Origin of the sequence: Pseudofrankia sp. EUN1h, assembly GCF_001854645.1 — a bacterium.
GTDB lineage: Bacteria > Actinomycetota > Actinomycetes > Frankiales > Frankiaceae > Pseudofrankia > Pseudofrankia saprophytica.
In genome coordinates this window covers 507,530-528,300 of record NZ_MBLN01000002.1, presented here as the reverse complement: position 1 = coordinate 528,300, position 20,771 = coordinate 507,530, and the positions used below count along the sequence as shown (strand labels likewise).

At 73.3% G+C, this 20,771-nt stretch carries 15 protein-coding genes and 1 pseudogene; 6 read left to right on the top strand and 10 right to left on the bottom strand.

Annotated features, from left to right (window positions below):
- Nucleotides 1-224: 224 nt before the first annotated feature.
- Nucleotides 225-818: a DUF5313 family protein gene (locus tag BCD49_RS02940; protein ID WP_007518008.1), complete on the top strand. Its 594-nt coding sequence runs from the start codon at nucleotides 225-227 to the stop codon at nucleotides 816-818.
- Nucleotides 819-881: 63 nt separating this feature from the next.
- Here the strand turns inward: BCD49_RS02940 and BCD49_RS02935 are convergent, their stop codons facing one another.
- Nucleotides 882-1,322 (bottom strand): gamma-glutamylcyclotransferase, encoded by a 441-nt coding sequence (locus BCD49_RS02935; protein ID WP_007518010.1) that lies wholly within the window; start codon nucleotides 1,320-1,322, stop codon nucleotides 882-884.
- A 581-nt stretch (nucleotides 1,323-1,903) separates the two neighbouring features.
- Here BCD49_RS02935 and BCD49_RS02930 point away from each other — a divergent pair.
- Entirely contained in the window at nucleotides 1,904-3,352 is a 1,449-nt protein-coding gene (locus BCD49_RS02930) for an NAD(P)H-quinone dehydrogenase (RefSeq protein WP_007518011.1), read from the top strand.
- Between the two features lie 30 nt (nucleotides 3,353-3,382).
- Nucleotides 3,383-3,802, top strand: a complete 420-nt coding sequence (locus tag BCD49_RS02925; protein WP_051466101.1) for a hypothetical protein — start codon at nucleotides 3,383-3,385, stop codon at nucleotides 3,800-3,802.
- Here the strand turns inward: BCD49_RS02925 and BCD49_RS02920 are convergent.
- The 4 genes from BCD49_RS02920 to BCD49_RS02905 form a co-directional block, all read right to left on the bottom strand.
- Entirely contained in the window at nucleotides 3,783-5,150 is a 1,368-nt protein-coding gene (locus BCD49_RS02920; RefSeq protein ID WP_007518014.1) for an amidohydrolase, read from the bottom strand. The two genes, BCD49_RS02925 and BCD49_RS02920, sit on opposite strands and share 20 nt — an antisense overlap.
- Before the next feature lie 80 nt (nucleotides 5,151-5,230).
- Nucleotides 5,231-6,391: a glutamate--cysteine ligase gene (locus BCD49_RS02915; RefSeq protein WP_007518016.1), complete on the bottom strand. Its 1,161-nt coding sequence runs from the start codon at nucleotides 6,389-6,391 to the stop codon at nucleotides 5,231-5,233.
- A gap of 418 nt (nucleotides 6,392-6,809) precedes the next feature.
- Nucleotides 6,810-8,600: an aspartate--tRNA ligase gene (gene aspS, locus BCD49_RS02910; protein ID WP_007518018.1), complete on the bottom strand. Its 1,791-nt coding sequence runs from the start codon at nucleotides 8,598-8,600 to the stop codon at nucleotides 6,810-6,812.
- A gap of 179 nt (nucleotides 8,601-8,779) precedes the next feature.
- Nucleotides 8,780-9,166: a hypothetical protein gene (locus BCD49_RS02905; RefSeq protein ID WP_007518019.1), complete on the bottom strand. Its 387-nt coding sequence runs from the start codon at nucleotides 9,164-9,166 to the stop codon at nucleotides 8,780-8,782.
- Between the two features lie 504 nt (nucleotides 9,167-9,670).
- On the opposite strand from BCD49_RS02905, the pseudogene BCD49_RS46300 reads away from it, so the two are divergent.
- A pseudogene (locus BCD49_RS46300) lies at nucleotides 9,671-10,174 on the top strand (alkaline phosphatase D family protein); the annotation flags it as partial.
- 575 nt (nucleotides 10,175-10,749) lie between these two features.
- Nucleotides 10,750-11,589, top strand: a complete 840-nt coding sequence (locus BCD49_RS02895) for a purine-nucleoside phosphorylase (protein ID WP_051466102.1) — start codon at nucleotides 10,750-10,752, stop codon at nucleotides 11,587-11,589.
- 300 nt (nucleotides 11,590-11,889) lie between these two features.
- Here BCD49_RS02895 and BCD49_RS02890 read toward each other — a convergent pair whose 3' ends face one another.
- Nucleotides 11,890-12,690, bottom strand: coding sequence for an SDR family NAD(P)-dependent oxidoreductase (locus BCD49_RS02890; protein WP_007518025.1), 801 nt, complete (start codon nucleotides 12,688-12,690; stop codon nucleotides 11,890-11,892).
- 218 nt (nucleotides 12,691-12,908) lie between these two features.
- Here BCD49_RS02890 and BCD49_RS02885 point away from each other — a divergent pair, with 218 nt between their 5' ends.
- Nucleotides 12,909-14,759, top strand: a complete 1,851-nt coding sequence (locus BCD49_RS02885; RefSeq protein ID WP_442960458.1) for a phospho-sugar mutase — start codon at nucleotides 12,909-12,911, stop codon at nucleotides 14,757-14,759.
- Nucleotides 14,760-14,835: 76 nt separating this feature from the next.
- Here BCD49_RS02885 and BCD49_RS02880 read toward each other — a convergent pair whose 3' ends face one another.
- The 4 genes from BCD49_RS02880 to BCD49_RS02865 are packed head-to-tail and all read right to left on the bottom strand — an operon-like array spanning nucleotide 14,836 to nucleotide 20,771.
- Nucleotides 14,836-15,843, bottom strand: a complete 1,008-nt coding sequence (locus tag BCD49_RS02880; RefSeq protein ID WP_007518028.1) for an OmpA/MotB family protein — start codon at nucleotides 15,841-15,843, stop codon at nucleotides 14,836-14,838.
- The gene (locus BCD49_RS02875; RefSeq protein WP_007518030.1) at nucleotides 15,815-18,310 is read right to left on the bottom strand and encodes an Hsp70 family protein; all 2,496 of its coding nucleotides are present in this window, start codon (nucleotides 18,308-18,310) and stop codon (nucleotides 15,815-15,817) included. The genes BCD49_RS02880 and BCD49_RS02875 overlap by 29 nt, the downstream gene beginning before the upstream one ends.
- Entirely contained in the window at nucleotides 18,310-19,005 is a 696-nt protein-coding gene (locus BCD49_RS02870; protein WP_007518032.1) for a hypothetical protein, read from the bottom strand. Before BCD49_RS02870 ends, BCD49_RS02875 begins: the two co-directional genes overlap by 1 nt.
- Nucleotides 19,005-20,771: a hypothetical protein gene (locus BCD49_RS02865; RefSeq protein ID WP_035924184.1), complete on the bottom strand. Its 1,767-nt coding sequence runs from the start codon at nucleotides 20,769-20,771 to the stop codon at nucleotides 19,005-19,007. Before BCD49_RS02865 ends, BCD49_RS02870 begins: the two co-directional genes overlap by 1 nt.

Below are 20,771 nucleotides of genomic sequence, written 5' to 3'. Positions count from 1 at the left end.
TCGGCATTTGTATGCCGCTTCGGATGTGTTAGGGGGCACTCGCGGCGGCTGGGGGGTGAGCCCTGGGGACTCTGCTGGGGGCAGGGTCCCCAGGGCTTTCACGTTCTCGGCCCGCCTGTTGGAACGGCGGGCCGCGGGTGACCCGGCGCTGGCCTGGGCGACGACGTAGCCGGGTGATGCAGCCAGCGGCGCCGGTGCCGCCCGTGGTTCGTAGGCTCGGACGTATGAACGTTGGCAACGAAGCCCGGACGGGCACCGCCGAGGCCGAGAAGCCCATCAGAACGGTGCCATCTCCGGCGGCGACGACGGTACCGGCACCAGCCGGCGGACCCGAGGCCCCGCCGCTGACGGGACGGGTCGCATACGTGTTCGGCGGGGCGCTGCCCGCCCGGTACGTCGCCTGGGTGTCGCGGGACCTAACGGGTCCGGGGTGGCGGCGACGGCAGGCGCTGCGGCCGGTGCTGATGATGCTGCCGTTCGCGGTCATCTTCGCGCTACTGCCGGGGCCGGTCGGGGTCCGGGCGCTGCTGGTCGCCTTCCTGCTGGTGGCGGCCGGGGGGCTGGGGCTGGGGATGAGCGGCCACTTCCGCAACCGCCGGCTCGTCCAGCACGGCTTCCCGCCCGTCATCAAGCTGAACGTCGAGGACGTCGAGGACGTCGAGGACGTCGAGCCCGAGCGGCCGGCCGGCCTGGCCCCGGCGAGGGCCCGCATCGACGCGACGCCCGCGACCAGGGAACCTAGCCAGCCCGACAGCACCGGTACCAGCGGCAGCGGCAGCGGTGCCGACCCGGACGACCCGGACGGCATCAACGCCTGACCCGGTCACCTGGCGCGTGGCCGATGGGGTCCTCGGGGCTGTGACGGCGAAGATCCCACCGGATCAAGCCGTGGGACGGGCGCGCAGGTCGGCGACGTAGTCGCTGGGGGCGCCGGCCTTCTCGGCGCCGTCGGCGATGTCGGCCAGGTGGCGGGCGGAAGGCAGGCCGCCCTCGTAGGCGTCCAGGACGTAGGTCCAGGCGAGCACGTCGCCGTCGAGGGTGGAAAGGCGTACTCGGATGCGGGTGTAGAGCCCGGTGTCGGCGCCTTCCCAGACGTCGAGCCGCTCCAGGTCGTAGCGGTCGATGTCGTAGAGCATGACGTACACGCGTCCCGCCGGGTACGGGACGATCGTCGCGAGCGCGCCGTCCCAGCCGAAGTTCTCCCCGCCAAAGGTGAGCCGCCAGCCGCTGAGCCAGCCGGTCCCGGTCACCGGCGAGTGCGGAGCACGCTCCTTCATCTTCGCCGGATCAAGATTGCTGGCATACGCTGCGTACAGATTCATGTCGGCGTCTCTCATCCCATGGCCCGAGCCTGGATGGCGCGGGGGCCGGTGCAAGGCCGGTGGCGCGCGGTGTGAGCACCGCAAACGCGCGTGACGGCGGGGCCGGTTCGCCTCGCCATTATGCGACCGATGGCCCCCTTGATCACACGGGCCTTTCCGTAGAGCCTGGCCACACCGGCTAATCATGGCCATGCCGGGGAATGGGCCGGTCGAGAACCTGGCGAGTCCGCTCACGCTCCGCTCGCCGAGCGCTCGCGGTCCGCTCACCGAGCGCTCGGCGTCGGCGCCGAGCGGTCGTCATCCGCGCGCCAAGCGTTCGTCGCCCGCTCCTCGACGGTTTCGCGCCGGGACGGGCCGGCGCGGTCTGGACGTTGTAGCCGGAGGCCACCCGGCGGGGCTCGGTGGTGGGTGCGGTCGCGGCGGCAGGCAGGATGGACTACTGGGTGGGCCGGCCTACCAGCCGGCGATACCCACGGCCGCCGGGCGGCCGCTCGGTGCCGGGCGCGGCGAGCGGTCGCGGCGGTACGAGACTCGACAGGGCAGGAACCGTGGCAGGGACCAGAAGTGGCAAGGAGGGGACCGTGAGCCGGATCGTCATCCTCGGCGGGGGGCCCGGCGGATATGAGGCGGCCCTCGTCGCGGCGTCGCTGGGGGCCACCGTCACGCTGGTCGACTCGGACGGGGTGGGCGGTGCCTGCGTACTCACGGACTGTGTGCCGTCCAAGACCCTGATCGCCACGTCGGAGACCATGACGTCCGTCGCGGGGGCGCCGGCGCTCGGCCTTTCCCGCAAGGGAATGCCGACCCCCCGGCCCGCCAGCTGGGAGGGCGAGGGGCCGCATCTCACCCCGCCCGAGGTCCTCACGTTCGAGGCGAAGCGCGTCAACAGCCGGGTGATCGAGCTGGCGCAGGCGCAGTCACGCGACATCGAGGCCCGCCTGCGGCGCGAGAAGGTGGAGGTCGTCCACGCGAAGGGCCGCCTCGTCGGGCCCACGGCGGTCGAGACGGACACCGGTGACAGCTTCGTCGGCGACGTGGTTCTCATCACCACCGGCGCGGCCCCGCGCATCCTGCCGACGGCCGAGCCCGACGGCGAGCGGATCCTGACCTGGCAGCAGCTCTACGAGCTCCCGGAGATTCCCGAGCACCTCATCGTCGTCGGTTCCGGCGTCACCGGCGCCGAGTTCGCCAGCGCCTATCGAGCGCTCGGCGCGGCGGTGACGCTGGTCTCGTCCCGGGAGCGGGTGCTGCCCGGCGAGGACCCGGACGCCGCCATGGTCATCGAGGACGTGTTCCGCCGCCGCGGCATCGAGGTGCTGAACCGCTCCCGGGCCGCCTCCGTCCGCAGGATCGGCGACGGCGTGCTCGTCGAGCTGACGGACGGCCGCACGGTGACCGGTTCGCATGCGCTGATGGCGGTCGGATCGGTACCTCGGACCAAGAACATCGGGCTGACCGAGGTCGGGGTGCGGCTCGGTTCCGGAGGGCATGTGGTCGTCGACCGGATGTCGCGCACCTCGGTGCCCGGGGTGTACGCGGCGGGCGACTGCACCGGCGTGCTGCCGCTGGCCTCGGTCGCCGCCATGCAGGGCCGGATCGCCATGCGGCACGCGCTCGGCGAGGCGGTGACACCGCTGCGGCTCGGCACCGTGTCGTCCAACATCTTCACCGACCCGGAGATCGCCACCGTCGGTGTCACCCAGCGCATGAAGGATTCGGGCACGATCGCGGCGGAGGTCGTCACGCTGCCGCTGGCGCGCAACCCGCGGGCGAAGATGCTCGGCATCGCCGACGGGTTCGTGAAGCTGTTCTGCCGGCCGGGCAGCGGCAGTGTGCTCGGCGGGGTCGTGGTCGCGCCGCGGGCGTCCGAGCTGATCCTGTCGATCTCGCTCGCCGTCTCCAACGGCCTGACCGCGGAGCAGCTGGCGAACACCTTCTCGATCTACCCGTCGCTGTCCGGCTCGATCACCGAGGTCGCCCGGATGATGCGCTCCGAGGACCTCTTCGCGGCCTTCGACGACACTCTCTGACAGCGCCGCGAGCGGTGTGATGATGGCCRCATGACGGACAGGCGGACTGTGGACGTCGGCGGCGTCGGCGGCCGGGCTGGCTTCGCGTACGAGGCCCAGCTGCGGCTGGCGCCTGGCGCTGACGAGCGGGCTCCCGGCGGCGCCGTGACAGCGGCCCTGTGCGGTCACTGGGAGCACGACGGCCCGTGCCGCTGGCCGCACCACACCAGCGTCGACGAGCGGGACGGCGAGGAGCTCACGGTCCGGGTGGTGGCCGCCAGCCCGCCCACTGAGCGTGCCGAGGTACAGCGTCTGATCGACGGCGCCCTCACCGTCGGTGAGCTCGTCGGCCCGGATGGACCGAGCCACTGGACGCTGCTGCGCTCCGGTCCGGTCGGCCTGCGCACCGACGAGCTGGCCCTGGCCGGCCGCCTCGCCACCGGCCCCGCCGCTAGCGGGCCAACCGGGTGAAGGCCTCGACGGCGGCGCCGGCCAGGAGGCGGACCCCGACGCCGATCGCGCGCTCGTCGACGGCGTAGTCGCCCTGGTGCAGGTCGTAGGTCGGGCCGCCCGGGGTGCGGGTGCCGAGCCTCGCCAGGGCGCCGGGGACGTAGGTGAGGTACCAGCCGAAGTCCTCGCCGCCGAGCGACTGGGCGACGGTCGTGGCCGCCTCGTGGCCGAACGTCTCGGTCACGGCGGCGTCGAGGACGTCGACCATGTCGGCGGTGTTCACGACCGGGGGCACGCCCCGGCGGTAGTCCACGACGATGTCCGCGCCGAACGGCGCGGCGATCTGGTGGGCGAGCTCCTCGACCAGCTCGGGGGCCGTCTCCCAGGTGTCGCGGGACAGGGTCCGCACGGTGCCGCGCAGCTGCCCGGCGCGCGGGATGGCGTTCGCCACCGAGCCGGCCTGCACCTGGCCCCAGACCAGCGCGAGCCCGGACCGGGGGTCGATCCGCCGGTTCAGCGCCGCCGGCAGCTGGGTGATCAGTGCACCGATGGCGTAGACCAGGTCGACGGTGTTCTGCGGGCGCGAGGTGTGGCCGCCGGGGCCGGCCAGCATGATCTCCACCAGGTCGGCCGCCGACGTGATCGGGCCGGGCCGCAGCCCGACGGTGCCGACGTCGAGGGCCGGGTCGCAGTGCACGGTGAGCGCCGCGTCGACCGGTTTGAGGATGCCCGCGTCGATGACCTCCAGGGCGCCGCCCGGCATCGTCTCCTCGGCCGGCTGGAACAGCAGCCGCACGGTGCCCGCCAGCGGGTGGGACCGGGCGTACTCGGCGAGCGCCAGGCCCGCCCCGAGCACGACGGTCGTGTGGACGTCGTGCCCGCAGGCGTGGCAGACGCCGGGGATGATGGACGCGTAGGGAACGTCCTTGGCGTCCTGCAGCGGCAGCGCGTCCATGTCGGCGCGCAGCATCACGACCGGGCCCTCGTCGGGAGAGGTCCGGGTCGCGTCGCCCGGGCCGCCGGTGGCGATGTCGCACCAGATGCCCGGGATGTCGGAAAGCCGCTGGGGCGCCAGGCCCGCCGCGGCGAGCCGCTCGGTGATCAGCCCGGCTGTCCGGTGCTCCTGGCGGCCGAGTTCGGGATGCATGTGCAGGTCGCGGCGGAAGGCGATGAGCTCGTCCTCGTGCCGGGCGAACCAGTCCCGGACGAATCCGGTGACGTCCGCGGCGCGTTCTCCCCGCGCGCCCGCCGGCCAGGCCGCCCGCGCGGTCGTCGCCGCCGAGTCGGCGGGTTCCGCGTCCCCCGACGGCGCGTCCACCGACATCGCGTCGGCGGGCGCCACCGGCATCGCACTCACGTTGTCCGACATCCCGAAATAGACCTTCCCCCGGCTGCACCGGCTTGTCCGTTGAACAAACACCGGCGCACTCGCCAGGAACTGCCCGAAGGTCAGCCAGCCGACCTGTCCAGCCGCAGTGGACGGCCGATGTTCATCTCCTCTAGCAGAGTATCGACGACCTGGCTGAGATCGCCGCCGGCCCGCCGGGCGGCGGCGCGCTGCCGCTGGTAACTCGCTCCGATCGTCAGGATTTCCGGCACCGCCTCCAGCTCGGCGGAGCAGCCGAGGCGGCGGGCGACTGGCAGCAGGTCGTCGACCAGGTCGGCCAGCTCCGTGCGCACCGGACGGGTGGTGCCGCGGTCGTCCACCAGGATCTCCGCGTCCAGCCCGTAGCGGGCGGCCCGCCACTTGTTCTCCTGGACGACCCAGCGGCGCGGCACCGGGAGCGTGTAGCCGCGATCGAGCTGGCTGTTCATCCGGTCGACGAGGCACTGGGCCAGCGCGGCGACCGCGCCCACCTCCCGCAGCGTCGGCAGCCCGTCGCAGATCCGCAGCTCGACGGTGCCGAAGTTCGGATGCGGGCGGATGTCCCACCACACCTCGCGGATCGTCTCGATCGTGCCAGAAGCGACGAGAGTCTCCATGAACCGCTCGAACTGTGCCCAGTCCGACAGTTGGTAGGGCAGCCCGGCCGTCGGCAGGCTCTCGAAGACCTTCGACCGGCTGGAGGCAAGTCCGGTGTCCCGCCCAAGCCAGAACGGCGACGACGCCGACAGCGCCAGGAAGTGCGGGATGTAGCTCATAAGCGCGTTGACGATCGGGAACGCCTTCTCCTTGGAGCGGACGCCGACGTGAACATGCACACCGAAGATCAGCAGCCGGCGGGACAGCCACTGCATCTGGTCGACAAGGCGGTGATAACGCTCATTCTCACTGATTTCCTGCGTGCTGTACTCGCTGATCGGGTGCGTACCACTGCACATCAACCCGATTCCGCGCCTTTCCGCGAGACCGCGCAGCACGTCGATCGTTCCGGTCAGATCGGCGAGCGCCTGCGGCACCGAATCGCAGACGCCCGTGATGACCTCGATCGTCGACTCAAAGAGCTCGTGCTTGGCTTTGGCCGCATCCTCGTCGCCGACCTTGGCCGCGAGCTCCTCGAGGATCTCGGTCGAGGCGCCGCGTAGCTGGCGAGTCCGGAGGTCGACCAGCTCCAGCTCCCACTCGATACCCAGGCTGGTGCGCGGCGACGACGAGAAGGGAATATGCACCCTGCCTCCTCCTGTGTCAGCGGTCGGCGTGGAAACCGGGACGACGCGATCACACAATCACGCGATCATGCGGGTCGTTGCGTGTCCGGGCTCTCCTAACGACGTGGGGGCTTCAGGACAGGTAGGCGGTCATGGCGCGTCGGTGGGCATGATGCCGCGGCGGGAGAGCCGCCCCGGCGGGACCTCGGTGAGGCGACGCCTCTCCCGCGGACCACGCACCCCCTATGCGGTTCACCGGCGGGCAGGCAAGGTCCGTCCGTCCGGCCTGGCTGCCGGCGAATTACCCGCTTGGCCCGTCGATACGCACAACAGCGGTCAGACACCACCCCCGTTGAGGTAACGGTAGGTCGCCTCACCCCCGTTTCGGGGCTATTTCCCCGAAACGGGCCGTACATACCCGAGCGCGGAACTTCCTCGCTTAGGCCGGCGGCGTGGCCACCACGCGGACGCCCAGCTCGCGTAGCTGACGCTCGTCCACCTGGGTCGGGGCACCGGTCATCGGGTCGAGGCCGGACTGCGTCTTGGGGAACGCGATGACCTCGCGGATGTTCTCCTCGCCGGCGAGGATCGCCACCAGCCGGTCGATGCCAAACGCGAAGCCGCCGTGCGGCGGGGCGCCGTACCCGAACGGGGTCAGGAAGAACCCGAACCGGGCGTTCGCCTCCTCCGGGCTGATCCCCAGCAGGCCGAAGATCCGCTGCTGCAGCTCCGGCTCGTGGATCCGGATCGAGCCGGAGCCGAGCTCCCAGCCGTTGAGGACCAGGTCGTAGGCGCGGCTGCGGACCTCCAGCGGGTCGCTCTCCATCTTGTCGACGTCGTCCGGGTGCGGGCGGGTGAACGGGTGGTGCCCCGGCTTGGGCCGCCCGGTCGCCTGGTCGATGCCGACGAACAGCGGGAAGTCGACCACCCAGACGTAGCGGAAACCGCCCTCGCCCGCCGGCGGGCGCCCCAGGGAGTTGCGCAGCTGGCCGAGCACCTCGCAGGCGGTCATCCACTCGTCGGCGACGAGCAGCAGCAGGTCGCCCTCGACCGCCTCGGTCCTCGTGACGATCCCGGCCAGCTCCTCGGGCGAGAGGAACTTCGCCACCGGCGACTCCAGCACACCGCCGGCGCCGACCCGCATCCAGACCAGGCCCTTGGCGCCGAGCTTCTTCGCCGTGTCGGTCAGGGTGTCCAGCGCCTTGCGGTTGTGCGTCGCCGAGCCGCCCGGCACCCGGACGCCCTTCACGGCGCCGGCGCCCGCGAACGCCTTGAAGCCGCTGCCGGCGAAGACGCTGGTGAGCTCGACCAGCTCCATGCCGAAGCGCAGGTCGGGCTTGTCGACGCCGAAGCGGTCCATCGCCTCGTGCCAGGTCATCGTCACGACCGGGGGCACCGGAACGTCGACGACGGCCTCGGTCGCGGCCAGCACGGACGCCGTGATGACGTCGAGCACGTCCTGCTGGTCGACGAAGCTCATCTCGATGTCGAGCTGGGTGAACTCGTACTGCCGGTCGGCGCGCAGGTCCTCGTCGCGCAGGCAGCGGGCGAACTGGAAGTAGCGGTCCACCCCGCCGACCATCAGCAGCTGCTTGAACAGCTGCGGCGACTGCGGCAGCGCGTAGAAGCTCCCCGGGAACTGCCGGGAGGGGACGATGAACTCGCGCGCGCCCTCCGGCGTCGACGGCATCAGCAGCGGCGTCTCGACCTCGGCGAACCCCAGCGGGGCGAGCGCGGCGCGGATCGCCGACAGCGCCGCCGAGCGGACCCGCAGGTTGCGCTGCATCCGGTCGCGGCGCAGGTCCAGGTAGCGGAAGGCCAGCCGGGTCGACTCGTCGACGTTGTCCGCCCGATCGTCGAGCGGGAACGGCGGGGGCTTCGCGACCGAGAGCACCTCGACCTTGCAGTCGCGCAGCTCGACCTGACCGGTCGCGAGCTGCGGGTTGACGGTGCCCTCCGGCCGTTCGGTGACGGTACCGGTGATCTTCAGCACGTACTCCGACCGCACGTCGACCGTGCCGTCGACGACGCACTGCACGACGCCCGAGTAGTCCCGCAGGTCCAGGAACTGCAGCGACTGCCCGTGCTGGCGCCGGTGGGCCACCCACCCGCACACCGTCACGGTCTCCCCGGCATCAGCCAGCCGAAGGTCCCCGCACCGATGCGTACGCATCGCGGTCTGCCGCACCCGCGGCGTCCCCGGCTCGCCGTGCCCGTCTGCCGTCACCATCGCCCTGCCGTCCTGTCCGTGTGYCCTCGTCGCTCACGTCGGCCCTGTACGAGCAAAAGGGGAGCGAGAAAGCGTCTTGGTGTGATGCCACACCGAACCTTCACACCACACAGAACCCTACCGGCGCGATACGCCCTGCCCTCGGCACGCTCCGTGCCGACGATCGGATCGGCGAGTTGTCAGTGTCTAAGCGCCCTGATGAAGCGGCTGACCTCCGAGCGGATGCCCGCCGGGACGCGGAGGACCTGGGGGCCGCCGGGGGTGGTGAGCTGGACGCGGATCACGTCGCCGTGTTTGACGCCCTGGGAAGCCTTCACCTCGCGGCGGTCCCAGACGACGTCGAACCAGTCCCCCTCGCGTGGGAACGGCGCCACGACGAGCAGCCGCTGGCTGGTCAGCAGGATCCAGCGAGACATGCCGAGCCGGTACCCGATGAACCGCTCGGCCCTGGCGACCAGCCGACCTCCGCCGCCGGGGTCGGTGAGCCGGCCGCGTAGCACGACCTCGGTGAACTCCCCCGGTTCCAGCGGCACGTCAGGCGGACGTGAGCTACGCGGGATGGCCACGCCGCAAGTCTGCTCCTCATCGGCCGGCGCGTGCCGTCCCACGCGTGCCGTCCCGCGCCCGCCGCGCCGCGGGAGCCCGGCGGGCGCGCGGCGGGCCGGTGCCCGCGAACGGTAGCGAACGTTCACCGGCTGGCCCCGGTCAGGACCGGTCGCCGTCAGGCAGGTCTACAAGCCTGTCCAGGAGAAGGACGGGGACGGGCTGGGGGACCCAGAACGGCTGAACGTGAGCCATACCGGACCGAAAGGAGCTGCGATGCCGCAGCTGCCCACCATTCCCGACGTGAGCCGACGAGATCTCCTCCGGGGTGGYGTCATCCTGACCGCGGCCGGGGCGGCGGCGGCCACCGGCGTGCTGTCAGGCGGGCCGGCCTGGGCCGGCGGGGCGAACCTCGGCGGCCTGCCGTCCTTCACCTCCGGCGTGCAGTCCGCGGATGTGACCGCCAGGAGCGGAGTCATCTGGGCACGTGCCGATCGGGCCGCCCAGATGATCGTGGAAGTGTCCGCCGCAGCAAGGCCACCTGGAAGGTCATCGCGAACGACCTGCCGCTCGGCCTGGTCGTCCCGGATGGCACCGCTGTCGAGGGTGTCGCCCAGGGCGACAACGGCGTCCCGCTCGGCCGTGAGGTCGAGTTCGCCCGCATCCTTTCATCGATCAAGCACAACAAGGTGCGCAACACCGTGTGGCTGACCGCCGACGTGCACTACACGGCGGCCCTGCATTACACGCCGGACCGCGCCGCGTTCAAGGACTTCGACCAGTTCTGGGAGTTCGTCGCCGGGCCGGCCAACGCGGGGACCTTCGGGCCCAACGGCACGGACGGGACGTTCGGGCCGGAGGTCGTGTTCCAGAAGGTGCCACCGGCCGGCCAGTCGAACCTGCCGCCGTCGGCCGGGTACCAGTTCTTCGGGCGAGTCACGATCGACGGCTGGTCGCGGGCGCTGACCGTGGAGCTGCGGGACGCTTCCGGCACCGTCCTCTGGTCGAACCAGCTGCCGGCCGCCAGGTAACCGCTCCCCGGCCGGTGTCGCGTCGTGTACCACGCAACGCGCCGCGGCACCGCAGGGCGCCCCGACTCCTGGTGGCGGCGGCAACGAGGCCGCCGCCACCAGGTATTTGCCTGCCCGCGCTCTCCGCCGAGGCCCGCCACGGCGATCCGGCGACGTCTCGCCAGTCAAACGGTCCCGCCCACGGCCTCTGAAGGTCGATCCGTGGCACCTGGGCATGCCTATTGGCAGGGCCATCTGACACGCTTCACCGATCGCCTTTGGGTGTGTGTCAGATAGGCGTGCCTATAGACAGGCTGAGACGCCGCGGTTCGGCTGGCGGGCGAGACCTCGGCGGGGCGGGGCCTCAGGGTGAGGTCGGTCGGGCCCAGGGAATCAGTCCACGCGCCTCTGGCCGGCTGTCAGCGGCCCGCTCAGCGGTGTCCACGGCGCCACGCTCTGTGTTTTACATAACACCCATGGCCTCAGGCGACCTTTCGTGCCAGTAGACGGCGTCGCCTGCACGGCCGCGGTCACGCCGTACAGTCGGGCCCGTGACGCAGCTTGCCGGCAATGCTGACCATTCGGCCTCCGAGGGCGTGAGCAGAAACACCCCCGCGCCTTCATCAGCCGCGACGGCAACAGCCAGACCCGACGCCACCGCCTCCGCCGCCCGCCTGGCCGCGGTCACCGGCGCCGACAGGCATGACGTGGCGGTGGTGCTCGGGTCGGGCTGGAAGCCCGCCGCCGAGACCCTCGCGGCCCAGGGCCGGGTGCTCGCCGAGGTGTCGTTCGCCGAGCTAGGCGGCTTCCCGGAGACGACCGTGCCGGGGCACGGCGCGAGCGTTCGCTCCGTCGAGCTGAACGGCCGGCGGCTGTTGCTGTTCCTCGGCCGGGTGCATGCCTACGAGGGCCACGACCTCGCCCATGTCGTCCACGGGGTGCGCACCGCGTGTGCCACCGGCGTCGGCACTGTCGTGCTCACCAACGCGGCCGGCGGCCTGCGCGCCGACATGCGCGTCGGCCAGCCGGTGCTCGTCAGCGATCACCTGAACCTGACCGGCCGCTCACCGCTCGTCGGCCCCGCGTTCACCGACCTCACCGACGCCTACGCGCCGCGGCTGCGGGCGCTCGCCCGCGAGGTCGAACCGACCCTGGCCGAGGGGGTGTACGCGGCGCTCCCCGGCCCGCACTTCGAGACCCCGGCCGAGATCCGGATGCTGCGCACGCTGGGCGCCGACCTCGTCGGCATGTCGACCGTGCACGAGACGATCGCCGCCCGCAACGCCGGCGCCGAGGTTCTCGCGATCTCCCTGGTCACCAACCTCGCCGCCGGCATGACCGGCGAACCGCTCGATCACCTCGAGGTCCTCGCCGCCGGCGAGGCCGCGGCCACCCGCATGGGCGCCCTCCTCGCCGAGGTCGTCTCTCGCCTCTAGCAATCAGGGCCCGGCCCGGCCCCGGCCTGGTCGGGTCGGGTCGGGTGCGGCGATGGAAGCTGCCGGCGGCCGGTATCGCGAGGGGCCGCCCATGATCTGGTGGATTCCTCGGAGCTCTGACCCGGAAGATCCCACCGGATCATGATCAGACCCATGGTCCGGTGGGATCTTCCGCGCCGTCCGGATCAACCCTCACGAGCTCTCCCCTCAACCCGCCGCCGGGGCGTCAGGCGCTGGGGCGCCGCGGCGTCGGGGCATTGGGGGTCAGGGCGTGGTGCCGGTCGTCGGAATGCCACGTCGTCACAGGGTTTTGATCAGGCCGCCGTCGATGGTGAAGTCGGCGCCGGTCACGTTGCCGGCGCGCTCGCCGGCGAGCAGGACGACCAGGTCGGCGACCTCGTCGGGCTGGGTGAACCGGCCCGACGCCGCGTCGGCCGCCGCCCCGGCCGCGACGTCCTTCGCCGCGACACCGTTCTTTCGCGCGATGCGTTCGGCGACGCCGCCGGCACCTAGCCACAGGTCGGTGGCCACCGGGCCGGGGCTGATCGTGTTGACCCTGATCCCGTGGGCTGCGACCTCCTTGGACAGGGACTTCGAGAAGTTCGTGAGCGCGCCCTTGGCCGCGCTGTAGTCGATCACCGCCGGGTCGGGCAGGAACGCGTTGACCGAGCTGACCGTCACGATCGAGCCGTGCCCGGCGGCGATCATGTGCGGCAGCACCGCGCGCGTGGCCCGCACCGCCACCATCAGGTTGAGGTTGATCGAGCCGAGCCACTGCTCGTCGGTGACGGCGAGGAACCCGTCGAGCCTCGGCGGCGCGCCGCCGACGTTGTTGACGAGCACGTCGATCCGTCCACCGGACCGCTCGGCGACCTCCGCCGCCCGCGTGACCAGCTCCGCCGGGCCCTTCGGGTCGGAGAGGTCGACCAGCACCGACACCGCCGAACCAGCGGCGACCAGCTCGTCGAGCTGCGCGGACGACGCCCGCGACCCGGCCACGACCGTCGCGCCCTCGGCCACCAGGGCTCGCGTCACGGCCAGGCCGATCCCCCGGCTCGCGCCGGTCACGATGGCGGTCCTGCCCCGCAGTCCCATGTCCACGATGTCTCCCCTGACCTTGGGTGATCGGCTCCGACGCACGTTGCGCGCAGGGCAACCGTAGGTTCGCGAGGCCGCCTGCGCATCGGTAAGGCGACTGCCCCGGCGACTCCGTCCCGCGCGTCCGCTCGCGGTTCCCACCTGATCGGCGACCCCGCTCCGGCCGTCGGAACCACCCGGGTCGCGCCCCCGCTCGCGGCCGATGCGGGCAGCATGGGGGCGTGGAGGACAGCGAGGCACGCCCGGGGCCCGGTTCATCACCCGAGTCGTTGGTCGTGGCCGCGCGGGCCTGGCTGGCCGACGATCCGGACCCGGCGGACCGGGCGGAGATCGAGGCGCTGCTGAACGCGGTGGCCACGGGCGGCAACGCTGACGAAGACAGAGACGGAAACGCTGACGGAGACAGCGACGCTGACGGCGGCGAGGCTGACGACGGCGAGGCTGCCGCCGCCGGGGCGGTGGCGTGGGCGGACCTGGCGGACCGGTTCGCCGGGCCGCTGCGGTTCGGGACCGCGGGCCTGCGCGGCCCGGTGCGGGCCGGCCCCAACGGGATGAACACCGCCGTCGTCCTGCGCGCCGCCGCCGGTCTCGCCAGCTGGCTCGTGGCAAACCGGTCGAAGAGCCCGGCGCCCGCCGGCGCCGCGTCAGCCGACGCGCGCGGCATGGCCCACGCCGCCGCGGGCAGCTCAGCGGATCCCGCGCCGCCGTCCGTGGTCATCGGGTTCGACGCACGACGCCGCAGCGACGCGTTCGCGCTGGCCAGCGCGCGGGCGTTCGCGGGCGCGGGGCTGCGGGTGCTGCTGCTGCCGGGGCCACTTCCCACGCCGGTGCTGGCGTTCGCCGTCCGCCATCTCGACGCCGACGCGGGCGTGATGGTGACCGCGAGCCACAACCCAGCGCCCGACAACGGCTACAAGGTCTATCTCGGCGGCCCGCTGGGCGATGCCGGCCGCGGGGCCCAGCTGGTCTCACCCGCCGACGAGCAGATCGAGGCGGCCATCGCCGCCGCCTCGCCGGCCGCGCGGACGCCGCTCGCCGATACGTGGACCCAGCTCGGCGACGAGATCGTGGCCGCCTACGTCACGGCCGCGGCGGCACCGACCCCACGAGAGAGCGAGCTGGGCGCTGGGCGGGACGCCGCCGGGGAAGCGACGGCAGGGCCCGGGCCGCGGATCGCGTACACCCCGCTGCACGGGGTCGGGCTTGGCGTGCTGCGGCGGGTCTTCGCGGCCGCCGGGCTCCCGGAGCCGGTGGTCGTCGCCGAGCAGGCGGAGCCAGATCCGGACTTTCCGACCGCGCGGTTCCCGAACCCCGAGGAACCGGGGGTGATGGAGCGGGTGCTGGCCCTCGGCGCCCGGATCGGCGCGGACGTCGTCCTCGCGAACGATCCGGACGCGGACCGGCTGGCGGTCGCCGTCGGCGGGCGGGTCCTCACCGGCGACGAGCTGGGCCTGCTGCTCGCCGACGAGATCCTCCTGCGCACCCCCGGCCCGGTCGCCAGTACGGTTGTCAGCTCGACCGCCCTGCGCACCCTGGCCGCGCGCCGGGGTGTCCGCTACGCCGCGACCCTCACGGGCTTCAAGTGGATCATGCGGGGGGACCCGGACCTGGTCTTCGGCTACGAGGAAGCCCTCGGCTACGCCGTCCGCCCGGACCTCGTCCGCGACAAGGACGGTCTCACCGCGGCCGTCACGGTCGCCCGGATGGCTGCCGCCGAGGCCGCCCGCGGCCGGACCCTCCWCGACCGCCTCGACGAGCTGAACCGCGAGCTCGGCGCGCCCGCCACCGCCCAGGTCTCGATCCGGGTCCCCGACCTGGCCGCCAGCGCCGAGCTGATGCGCCGCCTGCGCGCTACCGCGCCGGCGGACGTCGCCGGGCTGAAGGTCGTGATCGTCACGGACCTGCTGGTCTCGTCGGGCCTGCCCGCGTCCGACGTCCTGATCTTCACGCTTGCCGGAGACGCCCGCGCCGTCGTCCGCCCCAGCGGCACCGAGCCCAAGCTCAAGATCTACCTGGAGGCGACCGCCGACCGCCTACCTCCGCTCATCTCCTGGGCCCGCGGCCTGGCGTAGCGGGAGCCGCCCGGGACGACGGCGGCTCCCGGGCACCGGCCGTCGTCCCGTCTCGTCTCGCCTCCCGAGCCAGGTCCTAAGCCGACGGGGTCAGGCGGAGGGTGACAGTACGGTTGCGGGCGCGGTCGGCCGGCGTGTTCGGGTAGAGGGGGACGGCGCTGCCGGCGGCCGAGACGGTGATCTGGGCCGGGGACAGGCCCGCGCCGGCGAGCGCCGCGGCGGCCGCCCCGGCGCGGGCCTGGCTGAGGGCCGTGTTGTCGGCGTAGAGGCCGCCAGGGGGGACCGGCAGGTCGTCGCTGTGGCCGACGACCTCGACGGCGACCCCGGGAATGGCGGCGATCCGGGCACCGACCCGGGCAAGCGCCGCGGCCCCGTCCGGGCTCAGGGCCGCGCCGCCCTCGAACAGCCGCGCGCCGAAGAGCAGGACGACCTGGCCGCCGGCCCTGGTCACCGTCACCTCGGGGCCGGCGACCCCGTCGGCGAGCGCCTGGAGCGGCGAGGCCACGGGCGACGCCGCAGATGACCCCACGGACGGCGCCGCCGCCGGGGCGGTCGTCTCCGATGGCAGACCGGGACCGGCCGACGCCGTGCCCGGACCGCCCGACGCGGCGAGGGCGGCCGGAGGCACCGCCGTCGCCGTCGCGTCGCTGTCCCCGCCGGTCGCCGATGCGTCGGCGACCGCCCAGCCGAGCAGCGCCCCGCCGCCGAACAGCACGGCGGCGGCGAGCGCGGCACCGGCGACCCGGCCACGGGTCGTGACGTGCCGGCCCTCCAGGGCCGCGATCCTGCGCAGCCCGGCGACGGCCTCGGCCTCGTGGCCGCCGAGCTCGGCGGCGCGCCGCCACTGCTGGGCGGCGGCGTCGAGCCGGCCCTGCTGGGCGTGGATCCGGGCGAGCAGGTCACGCTCGGGCGCGGTGTGGGCGCGCCGGGCACCCAGCTCGTCGAGCAGGGCCAGGGCACGCCCGTGCTGGCCCGCGCGGGCCAGGTCGGTGGCCCGGGCGACGGTGGCCTCGTCGACGAGCGCCCCGAACGGGTCCGCCTCGGGCGGGTCCGCCCTATCGGCGGAAGTGGCCGAACGGGTCATCGGGGCCCTCCGTCCTGGGCAGCAGGTCGATGAGCTGGCGGACGACGTTGCGCAGCCGGTCCAGGCTGCCGCTTTCCAGTGCCCGGTCGCCGTCCTCGAACAGCCGGTTCGCGAGTGCCTGGTCGCGCATGCTCGCGCGGTGCTCCTTGAGGGCCTCGAACCGGGCGGCGTCGAGGCCGCCGGTCTTCTTGTTGAACAGCACCATGAGGAAGATGCGCAGTTCGTCGGTCCGGGTGTGCAGCAGCTCGACGTCGTGGGAGCCCAGCGCGGCGCGCAGGTCGGACACGAGCAGGTCGTAGCGGCGCCGGTCGCCGCGGTCGGCGAACTCCTCGATCACCCGGGGGGCCTGGGACAGCAGCTCCTCGGCGTCGCGCACCGCCCGCGGCCAGGCGAGGGCCCGCTCCACCTGGTCGAGCCGCGCCTGCAGGTCCAGCAACCGCTTCGCGGCGGTGCCAGCCGCGTCCGCGTCGCCGTTGTTGTACGCGGCCAGGTCGTCGTCGAGCTGCTCGGCGACGCGCTCGTTGTCGATCTCTGCCAGCCGGGCGAGCGATTCGGCGTCGTTCGCCTGTCGGGCGGCGTCCTCCAGCTCGCGGCGGCGGGCCTGCTCGACGCGCGCCGAGTTGCGTAGTTCGCCCGCGTTCGGCGCGGCCTGGGAGCGCAGGTCGAGCTGGGTCTCGAACTCCTCGTCGAGAAGCGGCACGTACGCCCTCGCCGCGACGATGCGGGAGGCGTCGATCTCGATCGTCACCTCGACCTCGGTGCTGACCGGGAGGTCACGGCGCACCTGGCTGGCCAGGATCTCGAGGTCGCCGACGTGGCGGTTGCGGTCGGCCCGGTCGTACTCGCCCTCCAGCACCGGGATGCGCAGCAGCCCGCCGGACTGGCCCCGGCTCAGCGCCACCGTCGTGCGCAGCACGTCACTGCCGCGGCCCGGGATGCGGGAGCCCTTCGTGAGCAGCCAGATGACCTTGTTCCCCTCCAGGGCGATGCCCACGGAGTGGGTCATCGCCGCCTCCGGCGCGACCGTGCCGATCGTGTAGGCCAGGCTGGCGGGCTCGGCCTGCTGGCGGCGCCCCGCGGAGTCCTCCAGCAGGATCGCGAACTCGTTGCGCACCCCGGGGGCCGCCGACAGCGCCGTGATGAACCCGCCGGTCGCCGACAGTGGGATCTTGCCGCTGCGCCACGGCGGGCGCGCCTGGGCGTTGACGAACTCGATCGTGAGGCCGGCCACGCCCGCGCCGGCGGGGCCGCGGACGACGCCGCCGATCTGCGGCTCCGGGTCGGCGCCGATCGGGTTGTACTCCAGCTCGACCGTGTAGGCGCCGGTGACGGCCGGGGTGGGGATGGCGGTGTCGAGCCGCTGGGTCCCCGCGAAGATCGCCGCGCCGCGCGCGACGACCGTCATCGGGTCCTGGGTGATGTCGATCGGGATGCCCAGCTCGCCCGCGACCCGTTCGCGCAGGTACGGCATCAGGGTGGGGCCGCCGACGAGCAGCACCCGGTCGATGGCGCCGGGCGCGAGCTTCGCGTCGCGCAACGCCTTCTGGCAGATGTTGACCGCCCGGGCGACGAACGGGTCGGTGAGCCGCTCCACCTCGTCGCGGCGCAGGTCGTGGACGAACTCGACCGGCTGCCCCCGGTCGTCGACGCACAGCGGCGGGTCGTCCAGCTCGATGGTCGCGCTCGTCGCGACCGACAGCGTGATCTTCGCTTCCTCGGCCGCGCGCTTGAGCCGGGCGATGGCCGCCGCCCAGCGCGGGTTTCCCCGGGCGAAGTCGGTCAGCGGGTACTGGGCGAGCAGGGGCGGGATCAGCAGCTGCTCGACGATCGCCCAGTCGATCAGCTTGCCGCCGAGGAAGTTGTCACCCTCGTGGTTGACGATGTCGAACTCGCCGTCGCGGACGTGCACCACGGCGGCGTCGAACGTGCCCCCGCCGAGGTCGAAGACCAGCCGGTAGATGTTGTCCTCGTCGCGCTGGAAGCCATAGGCCAGGGCGGCCGCGGTCGGCTCCTGCAGCAGCGGCGCATGGGCCAGGCCGGCCTCCCTCGCGGCGCGGCGGGTCGCGTCGCACTGGTTGAGGTCGAACGCCGCCGGGACCGTGATGACGGCCGCCTGGATGTCGTCGCCTGTCCGCGCCTGCGCGTCGGCCTTCAGCCGGCGCAGCACCTCCGCGGACAGCGACTCGGGGCTCATCGTCAGCTGGCCGTCGCGGAAGCGCTTCTCCGAGTCGCGCTGGCCCATCTGGAGCTTGAACTCGGCGGCGGTGTTGTCGACGTCGTGCTCGACGCGTTCCCGGGCGCGGTCGCCGACGTGGATGCGACCGTGCCGGTCCACGTAGACGGCCGACGGCGTGGTGTCACGCTGGGCCGAGTTCTTGATGATCTGGGCCTCGGTGCCAACGAGCATCGCGATCGCGCTGTTCGTCGTGCCGAGGTCGATCCCGAAGTCCACGGTCGACCGTGCCATCAGGTCCTCTCCTGCCGATCGGGGTCCCGCTGATCGGGGTTCTGCTGATCGGGGCGCGGCGGCGTGCCGACGATCACCTCGCCGGCCTGGGCCAGGCGGCCGGCCAGGTAGACCGAGGGGCGCAGCGTCTGGACGACGCGTTCGTCGGTGAGGCCGTCGGTCTGTTCGAACGCCAGCACCATCAGCTGCTGACCGCTGTCGTAGCGAGCGCCGTCGTGGTCCTGCACCTCGACGCCGGCCGCGGCGAGCACGTCACCCACGGCGTCGAGCCGCCGCAGCGCCCGACGGGCCTCGGGAGTGACCGGGGCGCCTGTCGGGACGAGCTGGCGACGCAGCCGCCACAGCTCGGTCGCCACCCGGGCGATGTCCCTGGGCTCGAGCGCCGCCACGTCGGGTACCGCCCCCGAGGCGATCGCCGCCACGTCGTGCGCCCCCGAGACGGGAGCGTGGGGTACCGCGCCCGCGGCGGGCGTCGCCGAGGCGGGCGCCTCGTCCAGAGCGGCGTCCTGGCCAGGCGGGACCACCGCGCGGGCCGTCGCGTCGGACAGCGCGACCAGCTCGGACGGCCACCGCGGCGGCGCGATCCGAAACTCCCGGGGATAGCGCCACTGGCGCACCGTCGCCATGAACCCCCCGCCCAGGCGCCCGGGCCGCGGCGGTCCGTCGGGGCGCGCGCCGTCACGAGTCGTGGCCATCACGACCCCGCCGGCTTGGCGCCAGGTAGCCACTTCTCGGCACGCAGCTCGATCAGCGGCGGGTAACGATTCGTCTTGCCACTGATCGCCGCGCGCCCCCAGATCACGGAGATGAGGAACGCGATCGCGCCCACCAGGACGCCCCACCCGGCCGACCCGACCACCGTGGCCAGGGCGACGATCACCAGGAAGGCGGCGATACCGCCGAGCCACGAGAAGATCCGCCGCTCCTGGTGCCTCAGGGCGCATTCCCGGCAGCGAGGGATCGTCACGGTCACCGACTGGTAGTGGATCCGCCGGCCGTTCCACGTCGTCTCGGTGTGGCTGACCCGGTGCATGGGGCGCGACAGCGACGACGCCTTGTCGTAGCGCCGGCGCTGGCAGTAGTAGCAGGCGGCGGCGGTGGCCTGGCGTTCGACGATGTCGAGGTTCTCGCCGATGCGTTGGGCGAGCGCCGCCGACTCGACCAGCGGGGTGACCCGGCGCAGCAGCTCACGCATCCGGAAATGGTCGGGGAACTCGGTGGTCGACGGCTCGCCGGCGGCGTTGACGAAGGTCTGGTCATAGAGCAGCAACGCGGTCAGCACTGTCTGGCCAAGCTGGTCGCGGATGCCGATCCTGGTCAGGTTCCTCGGCGGCAGCAGCTCGTCGATCCGGGCCATCGTCGGCTCGGCGTCGGTGAGCACGCGTTCGGCGACGTCGAGACCGGTCGCTGGCCTGTCCTGGGCCGCCCGGTCGGCGTCCGCGCACAGTGACCGGACCTGGGCGAGCCAGGGCTCGCAGGCCGCCCGCAGCGCCGCGTCGAGATCCCCCGCGCCGAGCTCGCGAAGCGCGGCGAGGTGGGCACGGGCGGCCGGCAGGTCTCCGGCGTCGACGGCGGCGGCGACCAGTGCCGCGCCGCTGGCGAGCAGGGTGTCCGGGAGCGCGGAGCGGATCCCGGCGGCGAGCCCGACGCCGAGCCGGGCGTCGCCGGCGGCGGCTATGCGCGCCTCGAACGCGTTCCAGCAGGCCTCGTCGGCCAGCACGGCCGCCCACAACCAGTACACCTCGCGCCAGTCCGGCCGGGGCGGCGCGCCGGCGGGCCCCGCGGCCGCGTCCGGCGCGCCGGACGCGGCGCCGGCGCCGGCGCGCTCGGCGTCAAGGGCGCGTAGATGAGCCAGGACGGCGAGGTTGTGCCGGGCGGCCCCGTCGGTCGAGGCGGCCTCGATCCAGCGGCGCCGGGCCCCGTCGACGTCGCCCGCGGCCAACGCGGCGAGCGCCGGGTCGCCGGCGGTGGCACTGTCCGTGGTGGCACTGCCGGTGGTGGCGCCGGTGGCGGTGGCACCAGCGGCGGTGGCACCAGCGGCGTCATCACCAGCGGTGGCACTGTCGCCGGTGACGCCACCGGCGGCCGCCTGGTCGGCGGCGGTGGCGCCGCCGGTCGTCGTCGCGGCGGCGGCGGGACCGGGGGCAGTGGTCGCGCCGGCAGGCTCGGCGGACGGCCAGAGCCAGAAGAACTCGTCGACGAGGCGGAGCCGCGGGTCGCGCAGGCGGTCGAGCGCGGTGGACAGGGCCGCCGCGGTCACGGGCACCGTGAGGGCCAGGGCATGGGCCGGGGCGGCGGCCTCGCCCAGCCGCTCGGCGATCCTCACCCGGTCGGAGACCCGGCGGATGTCGCGGCGGCTCGCCGTCACCGCCAGGCCCGTCACCCGGAACGCGTTGGCGTCGTACAGCCACGGCAGGCTGACCTTGCCGAGGATCTCCCGCCCCTCGCCGACGGAGGTCAC